The sequence below is a fragment of the Micromonospora sediminicola genome, from assembly GCF_900089585.1.
Classification (GTDB): domain Bacteria; phylum Actinomycetota; class Actinomycetes; order Mycobacteriales; family Micromonosporaceae; genus Micromonospora; species Micromonospora sediminicola.
This window is the reverse complement of sequence record NZ_FLRH01000004.1, coordinates 1528798-1550866: the sequence shown is the minus strand read 5'-3', so window position 1 is coordinate 1550866 and position 22069 is coordinate 1528798. Positions and strand designations below refer to the sequence as shown.

Here is a 22069-nt window from a genome sequence, read left to right as displayed (position 1 = left end):
CGGCCCGCCATCCGGCGAACCGGACTCAGCCCAGTCGTTCGAGCACCATCGCCATGCCCTGGCCGCCGCCGACGCACATGGTCTCCAGACCGATGGTCTTGTCGTGCCACTCCAGCGCGTTGAGCAGGGTGCCGGTGATCCGGGCGCCGGTCATGCCGAACGGGTGACCGACGGCGATCGCGCCGCCCATCACGTTCAGCTTCTCCTCCGGGATGCCCAGCTGCCGGTACGAGGGGATCACCTGGGCGGCGAACGCCTCGTTGATCTCGACCAGGTCGACGTCGTCGATGGTCATGCCGGCCCGGCGGAGCGCCTGCTTCGACGCCTCGACCGGGCCCAGGCCCATGATCTCCGGGGAGAGCGCGGTGACACCGGTGGAGACGATCCGGGCCAGCGGGGTGAGCCCCAGCTCGGACGCCCGCTCCGCGCTCATGATCACCACGGCGGCGGCGCCGTCGTTCAGCGGGCAGCAGTTGCCCGCCGTGATCCGGCCGTCCGGGCGGAACACCGGCTTCAGGCCGGACACGGCCTCCAGGGTCACCCCGGGACGCGGACCGTCGTCGGTGCCGACCACGGTGCCGTCCGGCGTGGTGACCGGGGTGATCTCCCGGGCCCAGAAGCCGTCCGCGATCGCCTTCTCCGCCAGATTCTGGCTACGGACGCCGAACGCGTCCATGTCCTCGCGGGTCACGTCGTACACCTGGGCCAGGTTTTCCGCGGTCTGACCCATGGTGAGGTAGATGTCCGGCAGCTGGCCGGCCTCCCGCGGGTCGGTCCACACCTCGGCGCCGGCCTGGGTGCGGGCCTGCGACCGCTCGCGCGCCTCGGCGAAGCGCGGGTTCTCCCAGCCGCCGCCGACCAGCGCCTGCGCCTCCGGCGGCAGGGTGTCGGAGTTGCCCCGGGCGTACCGGGAGACCATCTCCACACCGGCGGAGACGAACACGTCGCCCTCGCCGGCCCGGATCGCGTGCATCGCCATCCGGGTGGTCTGCAGCGACGAGGCGCAGTAGCGGGTCAGCGTGGCGCCGGGCAGGCCGTCCAGGCCCAGCAGGGTGGACACCACCCGGGCCATGTTGAAGCCCTGCTCGCCGCCGGGCAGGCCGCACCCCAGGTAGAGGTCGTCGATGGTGGTGGGATCGAGCCCCGGGACCTTGTCGAGGGCGGCCTGGACGATGGTGGCGGCGAGATCGTCCGGGCGGACCTCCCGCAGGGAACCCTTGAACGCGCGGCCGATGGGGGACCGGGCGGTGGCGACGATGACGGCGTCGCGGGGCGACTCAATCGGCATGAACCAACGTTAACCCGCGGGTAACTTGCCGTGGAAGCCGCGCGGCGGGCGGGAAATGTCACCCCGCCGGCGGGCGGCGGTGATGTCGGAACGCGACCGCCGCGGCGGCCTCGACCGCCGGGAGCAGCGCGTGCGCCCAGACCCGGTAGCCGTCGGCGGACGGGTGGAAGCCGTCGTGGCAGAGCGTGCCGGCATCGGCCCGGAACACCGGGCCGGTCTCGGTGCCCAGGTCGACCACGGTGCCGCCGGCGTCCAGCACGGCGGACGTCTGGGCGCGGGCCATCCGTCGACCGGACCAGGCGAGCACCTGGCGCAGCGGGGCGGCGACGGCGCGGACCGCGCCGAGGTCGGGACAGGTGCCCACCACGACCTCGACGTGCGCCTCCCGCAGCCGGCGCACCGCCGAGCCGAGGTAGGCCGCCGCGTCGGCCGGGCGGGCCAGCGCGGTCGCGTCGTTCGCGCCGATCAGGACCACCGCCACGTCGGGGCGCTCACCGAGCAGGGCCCGGGCCACCTGGGTGGCCAGGTCGGTGGCGCGGGACCCGGAGACCCCGACGCTGGACAGGTGCACCCGGCGGCCGGTCGGCCCCTCGGCGAGCAGGTGGGCGAGCTGACCGCCGATGGTCTCCTCGAACCGGTCGACCCCCACGCCGAGCGCCGACGAGTCGCCGAGCAGCACCAGGCGCAGCGGTGGCGCGTCGGCCCGGCCGACCGTGGCGCGCAGCACCAACCCCAGCTCGGGCTGGGCGTACTCGCGGGTGCGGGCGGCGATCGCCTGGCCGGCGAGGACCGCCGCGCCGCCGACCGTGCCGGCCAGCAGCGACAGGGCCGCGGCCCGGCCCCACCGGGCCGCCGTCTGATCCGGTCCGCTCATGCCCTCACCTCCCGGTGTCCGACGTGGCGCTCGCTCATGCCGTTCCCTCCAGCGTGGCCGTGTCGGCGGCGGTGCCGGTCGAGGGCACCGCGCCGACGCCGAAGAAGGCCCGCCGCCGCAGCTGCGCCCACCGCCCCGCGGGCCCGCGGTCGCGACCCCGCAGCTGGGCGCCGCTGACCTCGGTGCCGGCGTGCCGGGCCGCCTCGTGGGCCGCCTCCGGGAGCGACCGTACGCCTTCCGCGCCGGCGAGCGAAGGGCGGCGTTCGGGGACGGCCCCGAGCGCGGACAGCACGGTCGGCAGCAGCGCCGCCGCCGCGACCGCGTAGCCCTCGGCGGAGGGGTGGAACCGGTCCCACGCGAACATCCGGCCGGGCTCGGCGGCGAACCGTGGCCCCAACAGGTCACCGAGGGAGACCGTCCGGCCGCCCGCCTCGACCACCGCCACCGTCTGGGCGGCGGCGAGCTGGCGGCTCCAGCGCCGGGCCAGCCACCGCAGCGGCGGCTGGATCGGCCGGATCGTGCCCAGGTCGGGGCAGGTGCCCACGACGACCTCGCAGCCGGCGGCGCGCAACGTGCGGACCGCGTCGACCAGGTAGCGCACGGCCAGCGCCGGCGGCGTGCGGTTGGTGACGTCGTTGCCGCCGACCAGCACCACGGCCACGTCCGGCTCGACCTCCAGCGCGGACTCCACCTGCGGCTTCAGCCCGGCCGACAGGGCGCCCACCACGGCGAACCGGTGCAGCCGGACCGGGCGGTGCAGTCGCCGGGACAGCCCGGTGGCCAGCAGCGAGCCGGGCGTCTCCCGGCGGCGGTGCACGCCGTAGCCGGCGGCCGACGAGTCGCCGAGGACGACCATGGTGACCGGCGGGCCGGGGAGCTTCGCGCCGTAGACGCCGTCGCAGCGGGGCGGCGGGGCCTCGGCCATCGGGATGGTGCGGCGGGCCTGCCGGGCCTGGCCGAGCAGCACCCCGCCGGTGGCGGCCGTGGCCGCCACCGTGGCGCCCGTGCCGATCGCCGCGAGGCGGGCGATCTGCCGGGCGCGCTGCCAGCGGACCGGCGCGACGGAACCAGCGTCCCCCATGAGCCGACAGTATCGCGCCGGTACGACCCCCGCTTCCCGTGATCGGGAGGCTGGGCGGGTGCCCGTCTGGGTATTCCCTGGGGAGCGGACGCGGGCTTGCCCCCGGGTCGCACCCTGGTCGGACGGAGAGGGGCGGAGACATGGGGAAGACGTTGAAGCGGAGCGCCGCGTTCGCCGCGCTGGCCCGGGCACTGGCGGCCGGCGCGCGCGGCGGGCCGTCACTGGGCGCCCGGCTGGCGGCGCTGCCGCGGATGGTCCGGGCGACCGCCCGGGGCGAGTACGACGGCGGTGTCCGCCTGGCCCTGATGGCCGGTGCGGCGGCGTACGTGGTCTCCCCGATCGACCTGCTGCCGGAGATCCCGCTGGCGATCTTCGGGCTGGCCGACGACGCGGTGATGGTCACCTGGCTGGCCGGCAGCGTGCTCGCCGAGACCGAACGGTTCCTGGAGTGGGAGGCACGTCGCAGCTCCGTCGTCCCCGGGCACGTGGTGCCCTGACGGCACGTACGCTGGGCGGCGAACTGACGGCTGACCGGCCGCCTCACGACGGCGGCGCAACGAAGGGCACAACGAGGTGCAGTACTACGACAACGTCGTCGAGCTGATCGGCAACACCCCGCTGGTACGCCTGCGCAACGTCACCGAGGGCATCCAGGCGACCGTGCTGGCGAAGGTGGAATACGTCAACCCGGGCGGATCGGTCAAGGACCGGATCGCGCTGCGCATGGTCGAGGACGCCGAGAAGGCCGGCATCCTCGGGCCGGGCGGCACGATCGTGGAGCCGACCAGCGGCAACACGGGTGTCGGGCTGGCCCTGGTGGCCCAGCTCCGGGGCTACCGGTGCGTGTTCGTCTGCCCGGACAAGGTCAGCCAGGACAAGCAGGACGTGCTGCGGGCGTACGGCGCCGAGGTGGTGGTCTGCCCGACCGCCGTCGCGCCGGAGGACCCGCGCTCCTACTACAACGTCTCCGACCGGCTGGCCCGGGAGATCCCCGGCGCGTGGAAGCCCAACCAGTACAGCAACCCGGCCAACCCGCGCTCGCACTACGAGACCACCGGGCCGGAGCTGTGGCGGCAGACCGAGGGGAAGATCACCCACTTCGTGGCCGGTGTCGGCACCGGCGGCACGATCTCCGGCATCGGCCGCTACCTCAAGGAGGCGTCCGAGGGGCGGGTCCGGGTGATCGGCGCGGACCCGGAGGGCTCGGTCTACTCCGGCGGCACCGGTCGGCCCTACCTGGTCGAGGGCGTCGGCGAGGACTTCTGGCCGGAGACGTACGACCGCTCGATCGCGGACGAGATCGTCGAGGTGTCGGACAAGGAGTCCTTCGAGATGACCCGCCGGCTGGCCCGCGAGGAGGGGCTGCTGGTCGGGGGCTCCTGCGGCATGGCCGTGGTGGGCGCGCTGGAGGTGGCCCGCAAGGCCGGCCCGGACGACGTGGTCGTGGTGCTGCTGCCGGACGGCGGCCGCGGCTACCTGTCCAAGATCTTCAACGACGGGTGGATGGCCCGGTACGGCTTCCTGGACGACTCGGGCACCGAGCCGACCGTGGCCGACGCGCTCGCCGGCAAGCCGGGCGGCCTGCCCGAGCTGGTGCACGTCCACCCGACCGAGACGGTCCGCGACGCCATCGACTACATGCGCGAGTACGGCGTCTCCCAGCTTCCGGTGCTCAAGGCCGAGCCGCCGGTGGTGACCGGCGAGGTGGCCGGCTCGATCGCCGAGCGGGACCTGCTCGACGCGCTCTTCACCGGCCAGGCCCATCTGCACGACACGATCGAGCGGCACATGGGCGAGCCGCTGCCGATGATCGGCGGCGGGCAGCCGGTCAGCGAGGCGGTGGGGCTGCTGGAGAAGGCCGACGCGGCGCTGGTGCTGGTCGACGGCAAGCCGAAGGGCGTGCTCACCCGGCAGGACCTGCTCGCCCACCTCGGCGCCCGCTGAGCGGTAAGGAAGGGCCCCTTCTTAACGCCTGGCGTAGAGGAAGGGGCCCTTCTTAACATGCCTCACCGGCTGCCCAGCTCGGTCGGGACCGCCACCACGTCCACGTACGCCCCCTTGCGCAGCAGGGTGACCGACAGCCGGACACCGATGGCCGGACCGAGCATCAGTCGTTGCAGGCTCTGCCCGTCCTGCACCGGCCGCCCGCCCGCCGACACGATCACGTCACCGAGGTAGATCCCGGCGACCCCGGCCGGGCTGCCGGGCACCACCTCCACCACCCGCAGCCCGCGCCGCTGGCCGGTACGCGCGGTCACCTCCGGCGGCAGCGGCACCGGCGCGCCGGCCACCCCCAGCCAGGCCCGGCGCACCCGCCCCGCGTCGGTCAGGTCGGCGACGATCTGCCGGGTGGTGGGGTTGACCGGCACCGCCAGCCCCAGCCCGTATCCGGCGACCGCGGTGTTGACCCCGACGACGCGACCGGCGGAGTCGGCGAGCGCCCCGCCCGAATTGCCGGGGTTGAGCGCGGCGTCGGTCTGGATGACGTCCTCGATCAGCCGGACCAGCCGCCCGTCTCGCGCGGGCAGCGACCGGCCCAGCCCGGAGACCACCCCGGCGGTGACCGAGCCGGCGAGCCCCATCGGGTTGCCGACCGCGACCACCAGTTGGCCGATGCGCAGCCGGTCGGCGTCGCCCAGTTCGACCGGCGGCACGCCCGACTCGTCGGCGCGCAGCACGGCCAGGTCCGACAGCGGGTCGGCGCCGACCACCCGGAACCGGGTCTCGGTGCCGTCGCCGAACGCGGCCATGCCACCGTTCGCGCCCTGCACGACGTGCGCGCTGGTCAGCAGCAGCCCGTCCGGCCCGATGACGACGGCCGAGCCGGCGCCCGCGCCGCGCGCGGTCCGCACCGACAGGGCCGCCACCGCGGGCAGCACCCGCGCCGCCACACCGGTCACCACCCGGGAGTACGCGTCGAGCGCGGCGTCCTCCGCCCGCCCGGTGTCCTCGGTCTCCTCCATGTCGCCACCAACGCCTCACCCGTCGGCGCCCATGCCCGACTCCGCTGACAGCGAACGGGCGCGGTGTTAACAGGGGGCCCTTCCTCTACCGAATGCGTTAAGAAGGGGCCCTTCCTTACACCTCACGCGCGTAGCGCACCTGGTCCACCAGCGCGGGCCCGATGCGGTCGACGCGGCTCGCGCCGGTGGCCCGCCAGCCGCCACGTTCGTAGAACCGGCGCGCGGAGGCGTTGTCGCGCAGCACCCACAACACGGCCCGGGTCCACGAGCGGTCCCGCATCGCGTCCAGCGCGTCCACCATCAGCGCCCGCCCGGTGCCCCGGCCCCGCTCGTCCGGCTCGAGGTGGATCGCGTTGAGCAGTCCGGTCGCCGGGTCGCCCTCGTCGTCCGGCCCGAGGTAGCTGAAGCCCACCAGTCGTCCGTCCCGCTCGGCCACGGTCATCCGGTGGTCCGCGCCCTCCCAGGTCAGCCGCTCGACCCAGTAGCGCCCCATCGCCTCCGGTGTCGGTTCGGCGAGCGCATCGGGCGGCAGGATCGACGAGTACGCCGCCACCCGGGAGCGCTGGTGCAGGGCGCCGACCGCCATCAGGTCGGCCTCGGTCGCGGAACGTAGGGAGAGTGTCACCCGGGCGACGGTACCCGCCGGGGCGGCATCTGCACCGTCTGGAGATCCTCGGCGATCACCAGATCACCGGTGAAGTGCTCGCGCGCCTCGTCGTGGAAGCGGCGCGGGTCGGCGTACCGCTGGGAGAAGTGGGTGAGCACGAGTGTGCGTACCCCCGACTCGGCCGCCACCCGCGCGGCCTGGCCGGCGGTGAGGTGGCCGACCTCGGCGGCCAACGCGGCCTCCGACTCCAGGAACGTCGACTCGATCACCAGCAGGTCGGCGTGCTCAGCCAGCGCGTACACCCCGTCGCAGAGCCCGGTGTCCATCACGAACGCGAACCGCTGCCCCGGTCGGGTGACGCTCACCTCGTCCCGGCTGACGCGGCGTCCGTCGAGGTCCAGGTGGCCGTCGCGGAGCAGCCGCCCCACCGCCGGACCGACGATGCCGTACGCGGCCAGCCGCTCCGGCAGCATCCGGCAGCCGTCCGGCTCGACCAGGCGGTAGCCGTACGTCTCGACGGGGTGCCGCAGCCGGCGGGCCTCCAGCGTGCCGATGCCCAGCGTGATCCTCTGGCCGTCGGTGTCGATCGGCTCCACGGCCAGCTCGGCCGTCTCGTAGAAGCTCGACGCGTGGCGCAGCCGGGCGAAGTAGTCCGCGCCGCCGGCCGGGAAGTGCACGGCCACCGGGTGCGGCACGCGGTCCAGCGAGAGCCGCTGGATCATGCCGGGCAGCCCCAGGCAGTGGTCGCCGTGGAAGTGGGTGACGCAGATCCGGGTCAGGTCGGTGGCGGTCACCCCGGTGTGCAGCATCTGGCGTTGGCTGCCCTCGCCCGGGTCGAAGAGGATCACCTCGTCGTCCCAGCGCAGCAGGTAGCCGTTGTGGTTGCGCTGCCGGGTCGGCGCCTGGCTGGCCGTCCCGAGCACCACCAGCTCCCGCATGGACAAGGTCTTCCCCCAGACATGAAGCGACCCCCGGGGCTTCCGCGCTCGCGCGCGGGCCGGCTGGACTGGGCCGGCACCCCGGGGGTCGGGTGGCTGTCGTGGTTTCGCCGCACCGCTGCCACACGGTCTCGACGATCATGCTGTGCCCGCCTCGCGGCGGACGGTTTCACTGTCGAGGACAGCGGCTAGCGGACAGCCACCTCACGAGTCCGATTGCTATACAAGTCTGGACCACCTCCTTTCCCGTGTACCGCCACGCTATCCACTTCCCGGCGGCCACGGCAACGAATTTCGATCACAGGGCGGACGAGAGCCCGGGACCGTCCTCGGTCGGGACGTGGGTTCGCGCCGCCTTTCGAGCTGATAGCACGAACGACTCACGGCCGGACGTGATGTCGGGACGGCCCCCGGCCCCCGGCCCCCGGCCCCCGGCCCCCGGCCCCCGGCCCCCGGCCCCCCCGGGCCCCCGGCCCCGGTGCCCGGCCTCGGCGCCCGGCCCCCGGCCGCATGCCGCCGCTTGCGACGGCGGGTGAGTCATTTCTGATATCAGCTCGAAAGGCCCGTGACCGGCTCTACCGTCAGCGCCCGCCAGCGTCCGCCAGCGTCCGCCAGCGCCCGCCAGCGCCCGCCAGCGCCCGTCAGCGCCCGCCAGCGCCCGTCAGCGCCCGTCACCGAGCGTGAGCCTCGCCCTCCGCCCGGGCCGGCCGGCCCTCGGGCGGAGGGCCGGCCGGGTGACGGTCACTCCACGCCGATCGGGCCCTCCCGGGGGCCCTCCTCGTGCGCCGGCTGCACCGCCAGCGACGGGAAGTCGGCCAGGTCGCCCTCCGGCTCGGCGTCCCACTCGGGGAATACCAGCGGGCTCTGCAGATAGAGGCAGAGCAGTTGGGCGAGATGGTGCAGGCCGTCGAGGTGGGTGCGCTCGTGCCCGTGGGTGGCGTCCACGCCGAAGCCGAGCAGCGCCACCCGGGCGTGCGCCCCGGCCTCGACCGCCGAGGCGGCGTCCGAGCGGTAGTAGTCGAACACGTCCCGGACCAGGTCGACGCCGTGCTCCTTGGCGATCGAGGCCAGGTTGCGGGTGAGGTGGTAGTCGAACGGGCCGACCCCGTCGCCCATCGCCAGCGTGGCCGCGTTCTCCCGGGACTGCTGGCCGGGCGCGACCACCGCCGCGTCCACCGAGACGATCTCCGCCACGTCCGGGTCCAGCCCGTGGCTGGCGCCGTGGCCGATCTCCTCGGTGACGGTGACCAGCAGGTGCGCGGTGACCGCCGGGGTGACTCCGGCGTCGACCATCGCCTTGAACGCGGTCAGCACCGCGGCCACCCCGGCCTTGTCGTCCAGGTGCCGGGACTTGACGTATCCGCTCGGGGTGATCGTGGGGTTGGGCAGCAGCGCGACGAAGTCGCCGGCGTCGACGCCGAGCGCGCGGAGGCCGGCCTCGTCGTGCACCGGCTCGTCGACCCGGACCTCGACCAGCTCCCAGCCGACCCCCTGGAGGTCGACCGCCTCGTTGTAGCGGTGCCCGCTGGCCTTGAGCGGCAGCACCTGGCCGGTGATCACCCGGTCCAGGTCGTCGGTGAAGATCCGCACGTGGGCGCCCTCGGCGAAGCGGGCGCTGTGCGTGCCGATCGGGTTGATCTCCAGCCGGCCGTTCTCCTTCAGCCGCTTCACCATGCCGCCGATGGTGTCGGTGTGCACCACGACCGCGCGGTCGGCGCCGGTCGACCGGGGGCCGGGCAGGCAGGCGCTCAGCGCTCCGCGCCGGGTCAGCGTGGAGCTGATCCCGAGCGCGGAGAGCCGCTCGCCCACGTACTGCTGGATGTGGTCGGTACGCCCGGACGGGCTGGGGATCTCCAGCAGTTCCACCAGCACCTGGCGCAGGTATTCGAGGTCGAGCTTGAGCGGTTGGGGTTTCCGTGCGGTCATGCCCCTGAGCCTGCCGCACCGGCCGGCGACCAGAGTCGCTGCGGTGCCCGCGTGCCCGGGAAGAGCAGGTCGACGAAGCGTTCGGCGGTCGGCTGCGGCTCGTGGTTGGCCAGCCCCGGCCGCTCGTTGGCCTCGATGAACACGTGTTCCGGCGCGTCCGGGGCGGGGACCAGCAGGTCCAGCCCGGTGACCGGGATGTCCAGCGCCCGGCTGGCGGTCACGCACGCCTCGGCGATCGCCGGGTGCAGCTCGGCGGTCACGTCGTGGATGGTGCCGCCGGTGTGCAGGTTGGCGGTCCGCCGGACCGCCAGCACCTGCCCCTCCGGCAGCACGTCGTGCATCTGGTAGCCGGCCTCGGCCACCACCTCACGGGTCATGTCGTCGATCGGGATCCGGGACTCGCCGCCGGTGGCGGCGGCCCGGCGACGGCTCTGCCGCTCGATCAGCTCGGTGACGTCGTGCACCCCGTCGCCGGTGATCTGCGCCGGGCGCCGGACCGCGGCGGCGACCACCTCGTGGTCGATCACCACCACCCGCAGGTCCTCGCCCGCGCGCAGCTCCTCGATCAGCACGTCCGGGCAGAACCGGCGGGCCAGCTCGACCGCGGCGGTCAACGCCTCCGCCGTCCGCACGCCGACGGTGATCCCGTTGCCCTGCTCGCCCCGCGCCGGCTTGACCACCACCGGGCCGACGTCGGCCAGGAACGCGAGGTCGTCGGGCTCGCCGGTGGCGGTGCGACCGCGCGGCACGGACAGCCCCGCCTCGGTCAGGATGCGCCGGGTCACCCGCTTGTCGTCGCAGCGGCTCATCGCCACCGCCGAGGTCAGCTCCGACAGCGACTCGCGGGTGTGGATGGTCCGGCCACCGGTGGTCAGCTTCAGCTCACCCCAGTGCGGGTCGGTGACCTCCACCCGGATCCCGCGCCGCATCGCCTCGTCCGCGACGATCTTCGCGTACGGGTTGAGCTCGTCGTAACCCTCGGGCATGGCGGGCAGGAACAGGCGCTCGTTGATCGGGTTCTTCCGCTTGACGCAGAGCGTGCCGGTGCGGTGGAAGCCGAGCCGCTCGTAGAGCCGGATCGCGCCCGAGTTCTCGGCCAGCACGGACAGGTCCACGTACGCCCGGCCGCGCGTGTCGAGCTGGTCGGCGAGCGCGGTGAGCAGCGCCTGGCCGGTGCCGGGCGGCGCGGTGTTGAAGTCGACGGTCAGGCACCAGAGGCTGGCCCCGTTCTCCGGGTCGTCGAAGACCGCGACGTGGTCCACGCCGGTGATGGTGCCGACCACCTCGCCGGTGGCGTCCTCGGCCACCAGGTGCAGGAACCGGTCGGTGCCGGCGTTGTCCACCAGCACCTCGACCGGGGCGGTGACCATGCCGTTGCGGGCGTAGATCCGGTTCACCGCGTCCGCGTCGTCCGCGTCGCGCAGCGGCCGGATGGTGAGCCCGGGGATCTCGCCGCCCTCGGTGGCGGCCGGGCGGCGCTCGCCCAGCGGCAGCCGGTAGGTCAGCGACGGGTCGATGAACAGCTCGTCCGGCAGCCGGGAGACCAGCACGTGCGGGTCGCGCAGGTAGATGCAGATGTCCCGGGCGCCGACCGCCTCGGAGCGCAGCACGTCGGCCACGTGCACCTGGTCGGCGAACGTCTGCCCGAAGACCAGCCGGCCCCAGCCGCAGTCGAGCACGACACCGGAGGCGTCGGCGGACCCGGTCTCCGGCTGTCGCGGCTCCGGCGTGCCCGGTGCGACCGGGTCACCGCCCGGCCCGGTCCGTTCCCGGCGGCGCCCGAGCACCCGTTCCCGGTCGGTGCGGGCCGTGCCGGTGGCGAGGGTGTCCGTCACGGTCAGTCGATTCCGTGGCTCTGGAGCCACATTTCCAGGAGTCCCAGTTGCCACAGCTTGTTTCCGTTCAACGGGGTCAGTTCGGCGTTCGGGTCGGCGAGCAGCGCGTCGACGTAGTCGCCGCGGAACAGGTCACGCCGGCGCGCCTCGGGCGCGGTGAGCGCGTCGCGCACCCGGTCGAGGAGCTTGCCCTCCAGGTGGGTGAGGCCGGGCACCGGGAAGTAGCCCTTGGGCCGGTCGATCACCTCGTGCGGCAGGACCCGGCGGCCGATCTCCTTGAGTACGCCCTTGCCGCCCTGGGCCAGCTTCAGCTCGGGCGGGCAGCTCGCGGCCAGCTCCACGAACTCGTGGTCGAGGAACGGCACCCGGGCCTCCAGGCCGTGCGCCATGGTCATGTTGTCGACCCGCTTCACCGGGTCGTCGGTCAGCATGACCTGGGTGTCGATCCGCAGGCCGGCGTCGACCGCGGTCTCCGCGCCGGCCCGGCCCAGGTGGGCGGCCACGAACTCGCGCGCCGGATCACCGTCGGCCAGCCAGTCCGGATTGAGCACCCGGGCCAGCCCGGCCGCGTCCCGGTCGAAGAACGCCTTCGCGTACGTGTCGAGCGCCTGCTCCCGGTCCACCCCGGCCAGCGGCGGGTACCAGTGGTAGCCGCCCAGGATCTCGTCCGCGCCCTGGCCCGACTGGACCACCTTGACGTGCTTCGCGACCTCCTGGCTGAGCAGCCAGAACGCCACGCAGTCGTGGCTGACCATGGGCTCGCTCATGGACGCGACGGCGGCCTCCAGCGGCGGCAGCAGGTCGCCGGTGGGCACCCGGATCTGGTGGTGGTCGGTGCCGAACGTCTTGGCCACCAGGTCGGAGTAGACGAACTCGTCGCCCTCCCGGCCGCCGACCGCGTCGAAGCCGATGGAGAACGTGGCCAGGCCGGACCGGGCCTGGCCCTCACCGGCGAGCAGCGCGACCACCAGGCTGGAGTCGAGGCCGCCGGAGAGCAGCACGCCCACCGGCACGTCGGCCACCATCCGGCGACGGACGGCGGTGGTCAGCGAGTCGAGCAGCGCGTCCTGCCAGTCCCGTTCGGACCAGCCGGCCCGCTCGGCGGCGCGCCCGAAGGTCGGGTCCCAGTAGACCCGCTCCCGGGTGGTGCCGTCCGCCTCGTACACCCGGACCGTGGCCGGGGGCAGCTTGGTGACGCCGGCGAGGATGGTCCGCGGCGGCGGCACGATGCTGTGGAAGCTCAGGTAGTGGGCGAGCGCCACCCGGTCGATGGTGGTGTCCACGCCGCCGCCGGCCAGCAGCGCCGGCAGGGTCGAGGCGAAGCGCACCACGCCGGGGCTCTCGGCCAGGTAGAGCGGCTTGATGCCGAGCCGGTCGCGGGCCAGCACCAGGCGGCCGGTGTCCCGCTCGCTGATCGCGACCGCGAACATGCCGACCAGGTGGTCGACGAAGTCGAGCCCCCACTCGGCGTACGCCTTGACCACGACCTCGCTGTCACCGGCGGAGAAGAAGCGGTGGCCTTTGGCCTGCAACTCCGCGCGCAACTCGCGGTAGTTGTAGATGCAGCCGTTGAAGACCCCGGTGAGCCCGGCGGCGGCGTCGACGATCGGTTGGCCGCTCGCCGCGGAAAGGTCGATGATCTTCAGGCGCCGGTGTCCCAGCGCGGTCGGGCCCTGCGACCAGACGCCGCTGTCGTCGGGCCCTCGGTCACTCATCGTGGCCGCCATCCGCTCCACGGCCGAGACGTCGGCACGTGAACCGTCACGGCGGAACTCTCCCGCAAGTCCGCACATGCGAGCCAATGCTGCCAGAGGTTGTTGCAGTTCGCCTGTTGAGACGATGACGAACGTGTGACAGGTTGCTACGATGCGCGGTTACCGAGTGTGGCTGTGAAGGAACGCGTCGGTTCCTGCCCGCTCGGTGTCCGATGCCCGAGATGAGCCGGGCCCGCGATGTGACGAACACCGCAGACCCGGCATCGGGCGTCAGCCGGCGGTACGGGCCACGCCGACCGGGCAGCTCAGCCCGTTCGGGCCGTGGTTGCAGTAGCCGTTCGGGTTCTTCGTCGGGGCCAGGTACTGCTGGTGGTAGTCCTCGGCGAAGTAGTAGTCGCCGAGCGGGGCGATCTCCGTGGTGATCTCGCCCTTGCCGGCCCGCGCCACGATCGGCGCGAACGCGTCCCGGGACGCCTCGGCGGCGGCGCGCTGCTCGTCCGTCGTGGTGTAGATGGCGGACCGGTACTGGGTGCCCACGTCGTTGCCCTGGCGCATGCCCTGGGTCGGGTCGTGGTTCTCCCAGAAGACCTTGAGCAGGTCCTCGTAGGCGATCTTCGACGGGTCGTAGACCACCTGGACCACCTCGGCGTGCCCGGTCATGCCGGAGCACACCTCCTCGTACGTCGGGTTGGTGGTGTAACCACCCGCGTAGCCGGCGGACGTGGTGATCACGCCGGGGAGGGTCCAGAACAGCCGCTCGGCACCCCAGAAGCAGCCCATGCCGAAGACGGCTACCTGCGCGCCCTCGGGGAACGGGCCCTTCAGCGTCGACGGCAGCACCTCGTGCCGGTCGGCGATCGGCATGGCGATCGGGCGGCCCGGCAGTGCCTGGTCAGGAGAGATCATCTCGGCCTTCATGCGGCGAAGGAACACGGTGGAACTCCTCTCGTACTCTCCCCGGGTGCAACACGGCCGGGCCCCGCTTCCTTACCCGTCCCGCCCACGCTCAGGCCCGGGTCGCGATCGGTAGGGAACGGGGTCACGCTCGGTGCGGAACGGTGGGGGGTTGGGGCTCGTCTGAGCGGTATGAGCAGATGGAACGCCTGCCGGAGCGCGGCGCTGATCCTGGCGGTGGCCGTGCTGGCCGGGTGCGCCCGGTCCGCTCCGGAAAGCCCCGTTCCGGCGCCGGCCACCCCGGCCGGGACGGCCGACACCGTGGTCACCGTCACCGTGTCGGTCGGCGGGGCGGACGATCGCATCGCGGTGACGGTGACCAACGGCAGCCAGATGCCCGTGTACGCCGACGACCTGCGGACCGACTGCTCGCCGGTCCTGCTGGAACGCCGCGCGGGCGACACCTGGACGGCGTACGACAACTGCGGCGTCGAGCGGGCGGGCAGCGTCGTCACCTGGGCGCCCGGGGAGCGACGCGAGTTCCGGCTCGACCCGGCCGGCGGCGACGGCGTCGTGCCGCCCGCACCGGCCGGCGTCTACCGGGTCACCCTCGGTTTCCGGCGGTCACCCGCCCCGGAGGGGACCGTCGCCGAGCGGGTCCACTCGGCGCCGTTCCGGATCGGTTGACCGCCGGACGTCCCCGCCGCACGGGTGCGCGGTGGGTGGCCGGCGACCCGACCACCCACCCCCTGGCGGAACTCAGAAGCAGCCCGAGTCGAGGGTGCTGCCGAACTCGACGTACCGCGCGTTGACGTGCGCGGAGGTGGTGTTCCCCCCGGACAGCGCGTAGTTGGTGCCGACCCAGGTCTGCCTGCACTTGGCGTTGGTGCGGACGGTGAAGTAGTCGCCGTACCGGCCGTCGGTGCGGTTGTGGGTGCCGGAGGCGGTCAGGATCACGGTCCCGAAGGCGATCGGGTCTCCCGGGGTGTCGTCGACTCCCACGTAACCCTGCGCCGCTGCGCCACCACCGCCCGCCGCGCCGCCTGCGGCGATGGAGATCCCCAGGTCGCCGAAGACGTTGCCGCTCAACACGGGGTAGCCGAAGCAGAGCCCGGCGTTCCAGATGTGCGGCTGCTCGACCAGCGTCAGGTCGGAGGTGCGGAAGGACGCCGCCCGGACGTGTCCCTGGGTGATCCCGCCGGTCGGTGCGGAGTGCCAGTACCAGGTGACCCGGGAGCCGTGCAGCGCCCCGCGCATCCGGAAGCCGGCCGCGGTCCAGGAGGTGGAGCGTTCGATGAAGTCGAAGTTGCCGGTTCCGCCCCGACAGTCCGGGTTGCTGAAGTTGGACGCACTGATCGTGCGCACCGTCTGCGGCACCGACGCGCTCGACTCCGCCCAGCTGAAGATGCGGAACGACGTGGTGCTCTCGATCGCCCCGAAGTACATGGTGGTCGAGTTCTGGGCACCCTCGACGGGGGTGAAGACCCGCTGCCCGACCGAGCCGACGTGGGTGAGGGTGTTGGTGGTGGCCGTGGTGCAGGCGGACATCTGCGCGAGGTTGAACCGTCTGATCTGCGAACCGATCCAGGAACCGGCCCGCTGGTTCTGGGTGGTCAGGTAGAGCGCGTTGGCGCTCACCCCGATGTGCGGGTAGTCCGGGAGCACGTCGTCGGCGGCCCCGCCCGGGTCGATGTAATAGGTGCACAACGGTGCGCTGGCCGGATTGTCGCGAACGAAGATGCGCACTCCGCCGTTGTTCAGAGCGGCGTTCGTGTAGAGCAGGATGCTGAAGATCCGGTCGGTGTTGTGGGCCCGCACGACGTCCTGGTCGCAACACGCGTTGGGCGCGTCGGCCGGTCCGGCCGGCAGGCCGACGCCGGTCCAGGTGCTGCCGTCGTTGGTGGAGTACGAGGCGTAGGTGTTGCCGGTGTAGAAGACCGAGGAGCCGTCGTTGGCCGCGGCGGTCTCGCCCAGCGTGCTGCTCACCTGCGAGGCCCGCGTGTTGGCGTTGTTGCGTCGGATCAACAGCGCCTGGGCGCTGAACTCGCCGCCCGCCTCGGTCTGGCGGACCGGCTTCGCGCGCTCGGCCGCGTCGACCTCACCGCCGGCCGGCCGGGGTTGCGCGGCGGCGATCCGTTCGCGCTGCTCGCGGTGGCGCCGGTCGAGATCCGCCATCTGCTGCGGGGTCGCCGTCGACTGCTTCAGGGCCCCTTCCGGGCGGACGGTCGTCGCCGCCGTCCGGGCGGCCCGCCCGGCGTCCTCGGTGGACGGGCCGGCGTACGCGGCGGGCGACAGTGGCGCCAGCGCCGCAACGCTGGTCAGCGCGACCGCTGCCACCGCCATTCTTCGTGACATCTGCTCTCCCTGCTCCAGATGCCGGCCGGGACCGGTCGTCCCTCACTCGGCAGAACGCACTCTGCCATTTGATCGCCATTCCGCATTTGCTCAGTCATCAGATGGACAACGAATACGATTTGTTTTCCGCGACAATTTCTCGGAACTGGGGCTCACAATTCTCGCGGCTGGTTCCGAGCGGCGAATGTGCGGTGAATGCGAATGGCGTCCGGTGGTTGTGTCACGTGGCGGGCAGCGCGGCGGCCACCCGGTCGGCGTACCCCTGGGCCTCGTCGTCGTCGGCGTAGCGGGTGCGCGGCCAGAAGAAGCCGCGCAGGCCGTCCCCCTTCGTCCGGGGCACCACGTGGGTGTGCAGGTGCGGGACGGACTGGGACACCTTGTTGTTCATCGCCACGAACGTCCCACCGGCCCCGAGACCCGTCTCCACCGCCACCGCGATGCGCCGCACGAAGCGGAAGTAGCCGGGCAGCGCGTCGGCGGGCAGGTCCGCCAGCGCGACCAGATGAGGGCGGGGCACCACCAGCACGTGCCCCTTGAACACCGGCCGGGTGTCCAGGAAGGCGACTCCGTCCGGCTCGTCGGCGACCCGGAACGCGGGCACCCCGCCTGTCACGATCCCGCAGAACACGCACCCGTCCATCCGGGCAGGGTAGTGCCCGGCCGGCCGCACGGGACGGTGCCGCCCCGCTCCGCCGTTCCAGGGAAAGCGGGGCGGGTCACCGCGGCGGGGACATTCCCGACCGGGGCGGGCCTCAGGGACTAGCCTTCCTGGAATGAGTCACGGCTTCGAGACGCTCGCCATCCACGCCGGTCAGGACCCCGAGGCCCGCACCGGTGCGGTGATCCCGCCGATCTACCAGACCAGCACCTACGCCCAGGACGCCGTCGGCGCACCGCGCGAGGGCTACGAGTACAGCCGCTCCGGCAACCCCACCCGGGACGCGCTGCAGGAGTGCCTGGCCGCGCTGGAGGGCGGCCCGGTGGGGCTCGCCTTCGCCAGCGGCCTGGCCGCCGAGGACACCCTGCTGCGCACCGTGTGCAAGCCGGGCGACCACGTGGTCATCCCGGACGACGCGTACGGCGGCACCTACCGGCTCTTCGCCAAGGTGGCCGAGCGGTGGGGTCTGGCGTACACCCCGGCCAGGGTCTCCGACCCGGACGCGGTCCGCGCCGCGATCCGCCCCGGCACCACGAAGATCGTCTGGGTGGAGACGCCCACCAACCCGCTGCTCGGCATCGCCGACATCGCCGCCCTGGCCGCCGTGGCGCACGACGCCGGCGCGCTGCTGGTGGTCGACAACACGTTCGCCTCGCCGTACCTGCAGCAGCCGATCGCGTTCGGCGCGGACGTGGTGGTGCACTCCACCACCAAGTACGTCGGCGGACACTCCGACGTGGTCGGTGGCGCGCTGGTCGCCGCGGACCGCACCCTCGGCGAGGAACTGCGCTACCACCAGAACGCGATGGGCGCCGTCAACGGTCCGTTCGACGCGTGGCTCACCCTGCGCGGCATCAAGACCCTCGGGGTACGGATGGACCGGCACTGCGACAACGCCGAGCGGATCGCGGCCTACCTGGACGGGCACGCGAAGGTCGGCCAGGTGATCTACCCGGGCCTGCCGTCGCACCCGGGGCACGAGGTGGCGGCCAAGCAGATGCGCCGGTTCGGCGGCATGATCTCGTTCCGCGCGGCGGGCGGCGAGGAGCACGCGGTGGAGATCTGCAACTCCACCCGGCTGTTCGTGCTCGCCGAGTCGCTCGGCGGCGTGGAGTCCCTGATCGAGCACCCGGGCCGGATGACACACGCGAGCGCTGCCGGCTCGCCGCTTGAAGTTCCCGGCGATCTCGTGCGACTGTCTGTCGGCATCGAGACGGTCGACGACCTGCTCGCCGATCTGGAGCAGGCGCTGGGCTGACCGCTGGACGGGGAGGGTGGCAGTGCCGGACATCTTGCCGACGACCTGGGTCGGGGCGACCGCGAAGCAGATCGCCCGTGCGGTCCGCCGTGGTGACGTCTCCGCCACGCAGGTGGTGGCCGACCACCTCGACCACGCCGCCCGAGTCGACGCCGAGCTGGCCGCGTTCCGCACGGTACGCGGCGGCGAGGCGATCACCGAGGCGGAGAAGGTCGACGAGCAGGAGGAACTGGCCGACCTGCCGCTGGCCGGGGTGCCGGTCGCGGTCAAGGAGAACACGCCGGTCGCCGGGCTGCCCACCTGGAACGGGTCGGCCGCGATGCGTACCGAGGTGGCGGAGGCCGACCACGAGGTGGTCCGCCGGCTGCGGGGCGCGGGCGCGGTGATCCTCGGCGTGACCCGGATGCCGGAGCTGGGCCTGTGGGCCCTCACCGACGACGACACCGGCGTGACCCGTAACCCGTGGGACCTGTCGCGTACCCCCGGCGGCTCCTCCGGCGGCGCGGCCGCCGCGGTGGCCGCCGGGCTGGTGCCGATGGCCCACGGCAACGACGGTCTCGGCTCGATCCGCATCCCGGCGGCCTGCTGCGGCCTGGTCGGTCTCAAGCCCGGCCGGGGTGTGGTGCCCTGCCAGCTCGGCGCGGACGACTGGTTCGGCCTCACCGAGCACGGCATGCTGACCGGGACGGTCGCCGACGCGGTGGTCGGTTTCTCGGTGCTGGCCGGCCGCCGGCCGGACCGGCTGGTCCCGCCGCCGCGGCTGCGGGTGGGCGTGTCGCTGCGCTCCCCGGTGCGCGGCGTCTCGCCGGACGCGCCGAACCGGGACGCGGTCGCCGCGGCCGGCCGGCTGCTGGCCGCCGCCGGGCACGACACCGTTCCCGCCGACCCGGTCTACCCGACCCGGCTCGGCCTCCAGGGCATCGCCACCTGGTTCGCGGCCGCCGCGGCGGACGTGCGGGCCGCCGGGGTGGCGCCGCGCCAGCTCCAGCGGCGCAGCCGCCGGCACGTCGCGCTGGGGGAGTGGGCGCAGCGCCGGGGGTACGTCCGGGAGTCCGACCGGACGGCCTGGCGCGAGCGGTCGGTGCAGTTCTTCGCCGACCACTCGGTCGACCTGCTGCTCACCCCGGCGCTGGCCGGGCCGCCGCCGCAGGCCGCCGGCTGGTCCGGCCGCTCCTGGCTGGCGAACATGTCGACGAACATCCGGTACGCCCCGTACGCCGCGCCGTGGAACATCGCCGGCCTGCCGTCGATCGTGGTGCCGGTCGGCCGCCGCCCGGACGGGTTGCCGGTCGGCGTGCAGTTCGTCGGCCCGCCCGGCTCGGAGCTGCTGCTGCTCGGCGTGGCCGGGCAGTTCGAGATGCAGGCGCCGTGGACGCGGCACGCTCCCGGCTATCCCCGGGTCGGTACGGGGTCGCCGGCCACCGCATGATCGTCTAACGTGTGCGCACCCCTGTCGCGCACACCCTTCCGGACGGTCCCCGATGCACTGCCAGACCTGCGGGGACGTCGCGTCCCCGGTCGACCCCGACTGCCAGCGTTGCGGTACGCCGTTCGGTCAGCCGCCGGTGCTGCCCGGCGTGCCCACGTACCCGGTCCGTGGCCTCGGCACCGCCGCGGCGGTCGCGGTCGGCGCGGCCACCGTGCTCTACCTGCCGGGCGCGCTGTTCCCGCTGGTCGGCGCGCGGATGGCCCGCACGGCGGCCGAGCAGGGTGACCGGGACCTGCTGCTGGGCGCGGCGGTCGCCGAACTGCTGCTCGGGCTGCCCTACCTGCTGGCCCTCCTGACCGCGGCGGTGCTGGTCATCATCTGGACCTGGCGGGCGCGGAAGAACACCGACGCGTTCGCGGGCGCCCTGCCGAGCCTCGGCCCGGGCTGGGCGATCGCCGGCTGGCTGGTGCCGTTCGCCAACTTCGTGGTCCCGGCCCGGGTGGTCGCGAACATCGCCCGGGACAGCCTGCTCCGGCGCACCACGCCGGCCCTGGTCGGCGTCTGGTGGGCCGCCTGGCTCGTCTTCTCGGTCGGCGACCGTTTGGTCAGCCGCGGCGACGACCAGCGGTACTCGCGGCTGACCGAGTGGCCGCAGAACGACGTGGAGTACGGCAGCTACGTCCGCTACTACCAGGACGCGCTCGGCGGCCGGCTGCTGCTGTCGGTGGCCTGCCTGGTCGCCGGCATCTCGTTCGTCGTGCTGGTCCGCCGGATCTCGGCCGCCCAGCAGGACCGCCTCGCCCGTGCCGTGCCCGCCTGGCCGGGCCACCCCGGCTGGCCCGCGCCCGGCACGGCCGCGCCCGCGCCGGCCGCGCCCGCGCCGGCCGCGCCCGCGGGTCCCGCACCGGTGGCCGGTCCCGGGTCCGCTTCCGCCGCGCCCGCGCCGGCGGCCGCCGGACCGGACGCGCCGTCGGTGACGTCGCCGCCGCCTCCGGCCGGGGCGGGTGGCACGATCGGGGCATGACGGAACTGGTCGGTCTCGCCGACGTACAGGCCGCGCGGGAGCTGCTCGCCGGCGTCACCCGCACCACGCCGCTGGAGCCGTCCCGTCCGCTCAGCGCCGCGCTCGGCGGGCCGGTCTGGCTCAAGTGCGAGAACATGCAGCGCGCCGGCTCGTACAAGGTGCGGGGCGCGTACGTGCGGATCTCCCGGCTCTCCGCCGACGAGCGGGCCCGGGGCGTGGTGGCGGCCAGCGCCGGCAACCACGCCCAGGGGGTGGCGCTCGCCGCCGGTCTGGTCGGCACGCACGCCACCGTCTTCATGCCGGTGAACGCGCCGCTGCCGAAGGTCGCCGCGACCAAGGGGTACGGCGCGCAGATCGAGCTGGTCGGCAACACGGTGGACGAGTCGCTGATCGCGGCCCAGACCTTCGCCGAGCGGACCGGTGCGGTGTTCATCCACCCGTTCGACCACCCGGACGTCATCGCCGGTCAGGGCACGGTGGCGCTGGAACTGCTCGAACAGTGCCCGGACGTGCGCACCATCGTGACCGGGGTGGGCGGTGGCGGGCTGGTGTCGGGCATGGCGGTGGCGGCCAAGGCGCTGCGTCCCGACGTACGGGTGATCGGGGTGCAGGCGGCGAGCGCCGCCGCCTTCCCGCCCTCGCTGCGGGCCGGCGAACCGGTCCGGCTGCCCTCGTTCGCGACGATCGCCGACGGGATCGCCGTCGGGCGGCCCGGTGAGCTGACGTTCACCCACGTCCGCAAGCTCGTCGACGACGTGGTCACGGTCTCCGAGGAGGACATCTCCCGCGCGCTGCTGATGCTGCTGGAGCGCGGCAAGCAGGTGGTGGAGCCGGCCGGGGCGGTCGGCGTGGCGGCGCTCCTGGCCGGCGCGGTGGAGGTGACCCCGCCGGTGGTCGCGGTCCTCTCCGGCGGCAACATCGATCCGCTGCTGATGCTGCGGGTGATCGAGCACGGCCTGGCCGCGGCCGGCCGCTTCCTGCGGATCACCGTGCGGTGCGTGGACCGGCCCGGTCAGCTCGCCTCGCTGCTCGGCGAGATCGCCGAGCACCGGGCCAACGTGGTGGACGTGGTGCACCAGCGGGCCAACCCGCACCTGCGGCTGGGCGAGGTGGAGGTGGCGCTGTCCGTGGAGACCCGGGGGGTGGAGCACTCGGACACGCTGATCAGCGCGTTGCGGGCCAGCGGCTATCAGGTGGTCTTCGCCGGCGAGGGGTGAACCGCGA

At 73.7% G+C, this 22069-nt stretch carries 18 protein-coding genes and 1 pseudogene; 7 read left to right on the top strand and 12 right to left on the bottom strand.

Annotated features, from left to right (window positions below; genetic code table 11):
* Positions 1–25 precede the first annotated feature (25 nt).
* The 3 genes and pseudogenes from GA0070622_RS28775 to GA0070622_RS28765 all read right to left on the bottom strand — a co-directional run bounded on the left by GA0070622_RS28775 (position 26) and on the right by GA0070622_RS28765 (position 3243).
* Entirely contained in the window at positions 26–1288 is a 1263-nt protein-coding gene (locus tag GA0070622_RS28775) for an acetyl-CoA C-acetyltransferase (RefSeq protein WP_091581929.1), read from the bottom strand.
* Positions 1289–1346: 58 nt separating this feature from the next.
* Positions 1347–2162, bottom strand: a complete 816-nt coding sequence (locus GA0070622_RS28770) for an SGNH/GDSL hydrolase family protein (RefSeq protein WP_091581925.1) — start codon at positions 2160–2162, stop codon at positions 1347–1349.
* Positions 2159–3243: pseudogene (locus tag GA0070622_RS28765) on the bottom strand (SGNH/GDSL hydrolase family protein). Before GA0070622_RS28765 ends, GA0070622_RS28770 begins: the two are co-directional and overlap by 4 nt.
* A gap of 140 nt (positions 3244–3383) precedes the next feature.
* On the opposite strand from GA0070622_RS28765, the gene GA0070622_RS28760 reads away from it, so the two are divergent.
* Positions 3384–3740, top strand: coding sequence for a YkvA family protein (locus GA0070622_RS28760; protein ID WP_091581917.1), 357 nt, complete (start codon positions 3384–3386; stop codon positions 3738–3740).
* Between the two features lie 76 nt (positions 3741–3816).
* A complete protein-coding gene (locus tag GA0070622_RS28755; RefSeq protein ID WP_091581914.1) occupies positions 3817–5187 on the top strand; it encodes a cystathionine beta-synthase in 1371 nt (456 codons plus the stop codon).
* Positions 5188–5249: 62 nt separating this feature from the next.
* Here GA0070622_RS28755 and GA0070622_RS28750 read toward each other — a convergent pair whose 3' ends face one another.
* From GA0070622_RS28750 to msrA, 7 genes are all read right to left on the bottom strand, one after another.
* Complete coding sequence (locus GA0070622_RS28750) at positions 5250–6206, bottom strand: S1C family serine protease (RefSeq protein WP_091581911.1); 957 nt, start codon at positions 6204–6206, stop codon at positions 5250–5252.
* 115 nt (positions 6207–6321) lie between these two features.
* Positions 6322–6831: a GNAT family N-acetyltransferase gene (locus GA0070622_RS28745; RefSeq protein ID WP_091581907.1), complete on the bottom strand. Its 510-nt coding sequence runs from the start codon at positions 6829–6831 to the stop codon at positions 6322–6324.
* Entirely contained in the window at positions 6828–7757 is a 930-nt protein-coding gene (locus tag GA0070622_RS28740) for a ribonuclease Z (RefSeq protein WP_091581903.1), read from the bottom strand. The genes GA0070622_RS28745 and GA0070622_RS28740 overlap by 4 nt, the downstream gene beginning before the upstream one ends.
* Before the next feature lie 735 nt (positions 7758–8492).
* On the bottom strand, positions 8493–9677 hold the full coding sequence (locus GA0070622_RS28735) for an osmoprotectant NAGGN system M42 family peptidase (RefSeq protein ID WP_091581899.1): 1185 nt from the start codon (positions 9675–9677) through the stop codon (positions 8493–8495).
* Entirely contained in the window at positions 9674–11512 is a 1839-nt protein-coding gene (gene ngg, locus GA0070622_RS28730) for an N-acetylglutaminylglutamine synthetase (RefSeq protein WP_091581895.1), read from the bottom strand. The genes GA0070622_RS28735 and ngg overlap by 4 nt, the downstream gene beginning before the upstream one ends.
* Before the next feature lie 2 nt (positions 11513–11514).
* Positions 11515–13305 carry an N-acetylglutaminylglutamine amidotransferase gene (locus GA0070622_RS28725; protein WP_091581892.1) on the bottom strand — a complete coding sequence of 597 codons (1791 nt, stop codon included), beginning with the start codon at positions 13303–13305 and terminating at the stop codon, positions 11515–11517.
* A gap of 192 nt (positions 13306–13497) precedes the next feature.
* A complete protein-coding gene (gene msrA, locus GA0070622_RS28720; RefSeq protein ID WP_091581889.1) occupies positions 13498–14160 on the bottom strand; it encodes a peptide-methionine (S)-S-oxide reductase MsrA in 663 nt (220 codons plus the stop codon).
* Positions 14161–14313: 153 nt separating this feature from the next.
* Between msrA and GA0070622_RS28715 the strand changes: the two genes are divergently transcribed.
* Complete coding sequence (locus GA0070622_RS28715) at positions 14314–14808, top strand: hypothetical protein (RefSeq protein WP_091581886.1); 495 nt, start codon at positions 14314–14316, stop codon at positions 14806–14808.
* A gap of 72 nt (positions 14809–14880) precedes the next feature.
* Here the strand turns inward: GA0070622_RS28715 and GA0070622_RS28710 are convergent, their stop codons facing one another.
* Both GA0070622_RS28710 and GA0070622_RS28705 read right to left on the bottom strand, forming a co-directional pair.
* The gene (locus GA0070622_RS28710) at positions 14881–16476 is read right to left on the bottom strand and encodes a hypothetical protein (protein ID WP_141684643.1); all 1596 of its coding nucleotides are present in this window, start codon (positions 16474–16476) and stop codon (positions 14881–14883) included.
* A 220-nt stretch (positions 16477–16696) separates the two neighbouring features.
* Entirely contained in the window at positions 16697–17116 is a 420-nt protein-coding gene (locus tag GA0070622_RS28705; protein WP_091581877.1) for an HIT family protein, read from the bottom strand.
* A 133-nt stretch (positions 17117–17249) separates the two neighbouring features.
* Between GA0070622_RS28705 and GA0070622_RS28700 the strand changes: the two genes are divergently transcribed.
* The 4 genes from GA0070622_RS28700 to ilvA are packed head-to-tail and all read left to right on the top strand — an operon-like array spanning position 17250 to position 22062.
* Positions 17250–18392: a cystathionine gamma-synthase gene (locus GA0070622_RS28700; protein ID WP_091581872.1), complete on the top strand. Its 1143-nt coding sequence runs from the start codon at positions 17250–17252 to the stop codon at positions 18390–18392.
* A 16-nt stretch (positions 18393–18408) separates the two neighbouring features.
* A complete protein-coding gene (locus tag GA0070622_RS28695) occupies positions 18409–19821 on the top strand; it encodes an amidase (protein ID WP_091581869.1) in 1413 nt (470 codons plus the stop codon).
* A gap of 52 nt (positions 19822–19873) precedes the next feature.
* Complete coding sequence (locus GA0070622_RS28690; RefSeq protein ID WP_091581865.1) at positions 19874–20845, top strand: DUF4328 domain-containing protein; 972 nt, start codon at positions 19874–19876, stop codon at positions 20843–20845.
* A complete protein-coding gene (gene ilvA / locus GA0070622_RS28685; RefSeq protein ID WP_091581861.1) occupies positions 20842–22062 on the top strand; it encodes a threonine ammonia-lyase in 1221 nt (406 codons plus the stop codon). Before GA0070622_RS28690 ends, ilvA begins: the two co-directional genes overlap by 4 nt.
* The last annotated feature ends 7 nt before the right edge of the window (positions 22063–22069 follow it).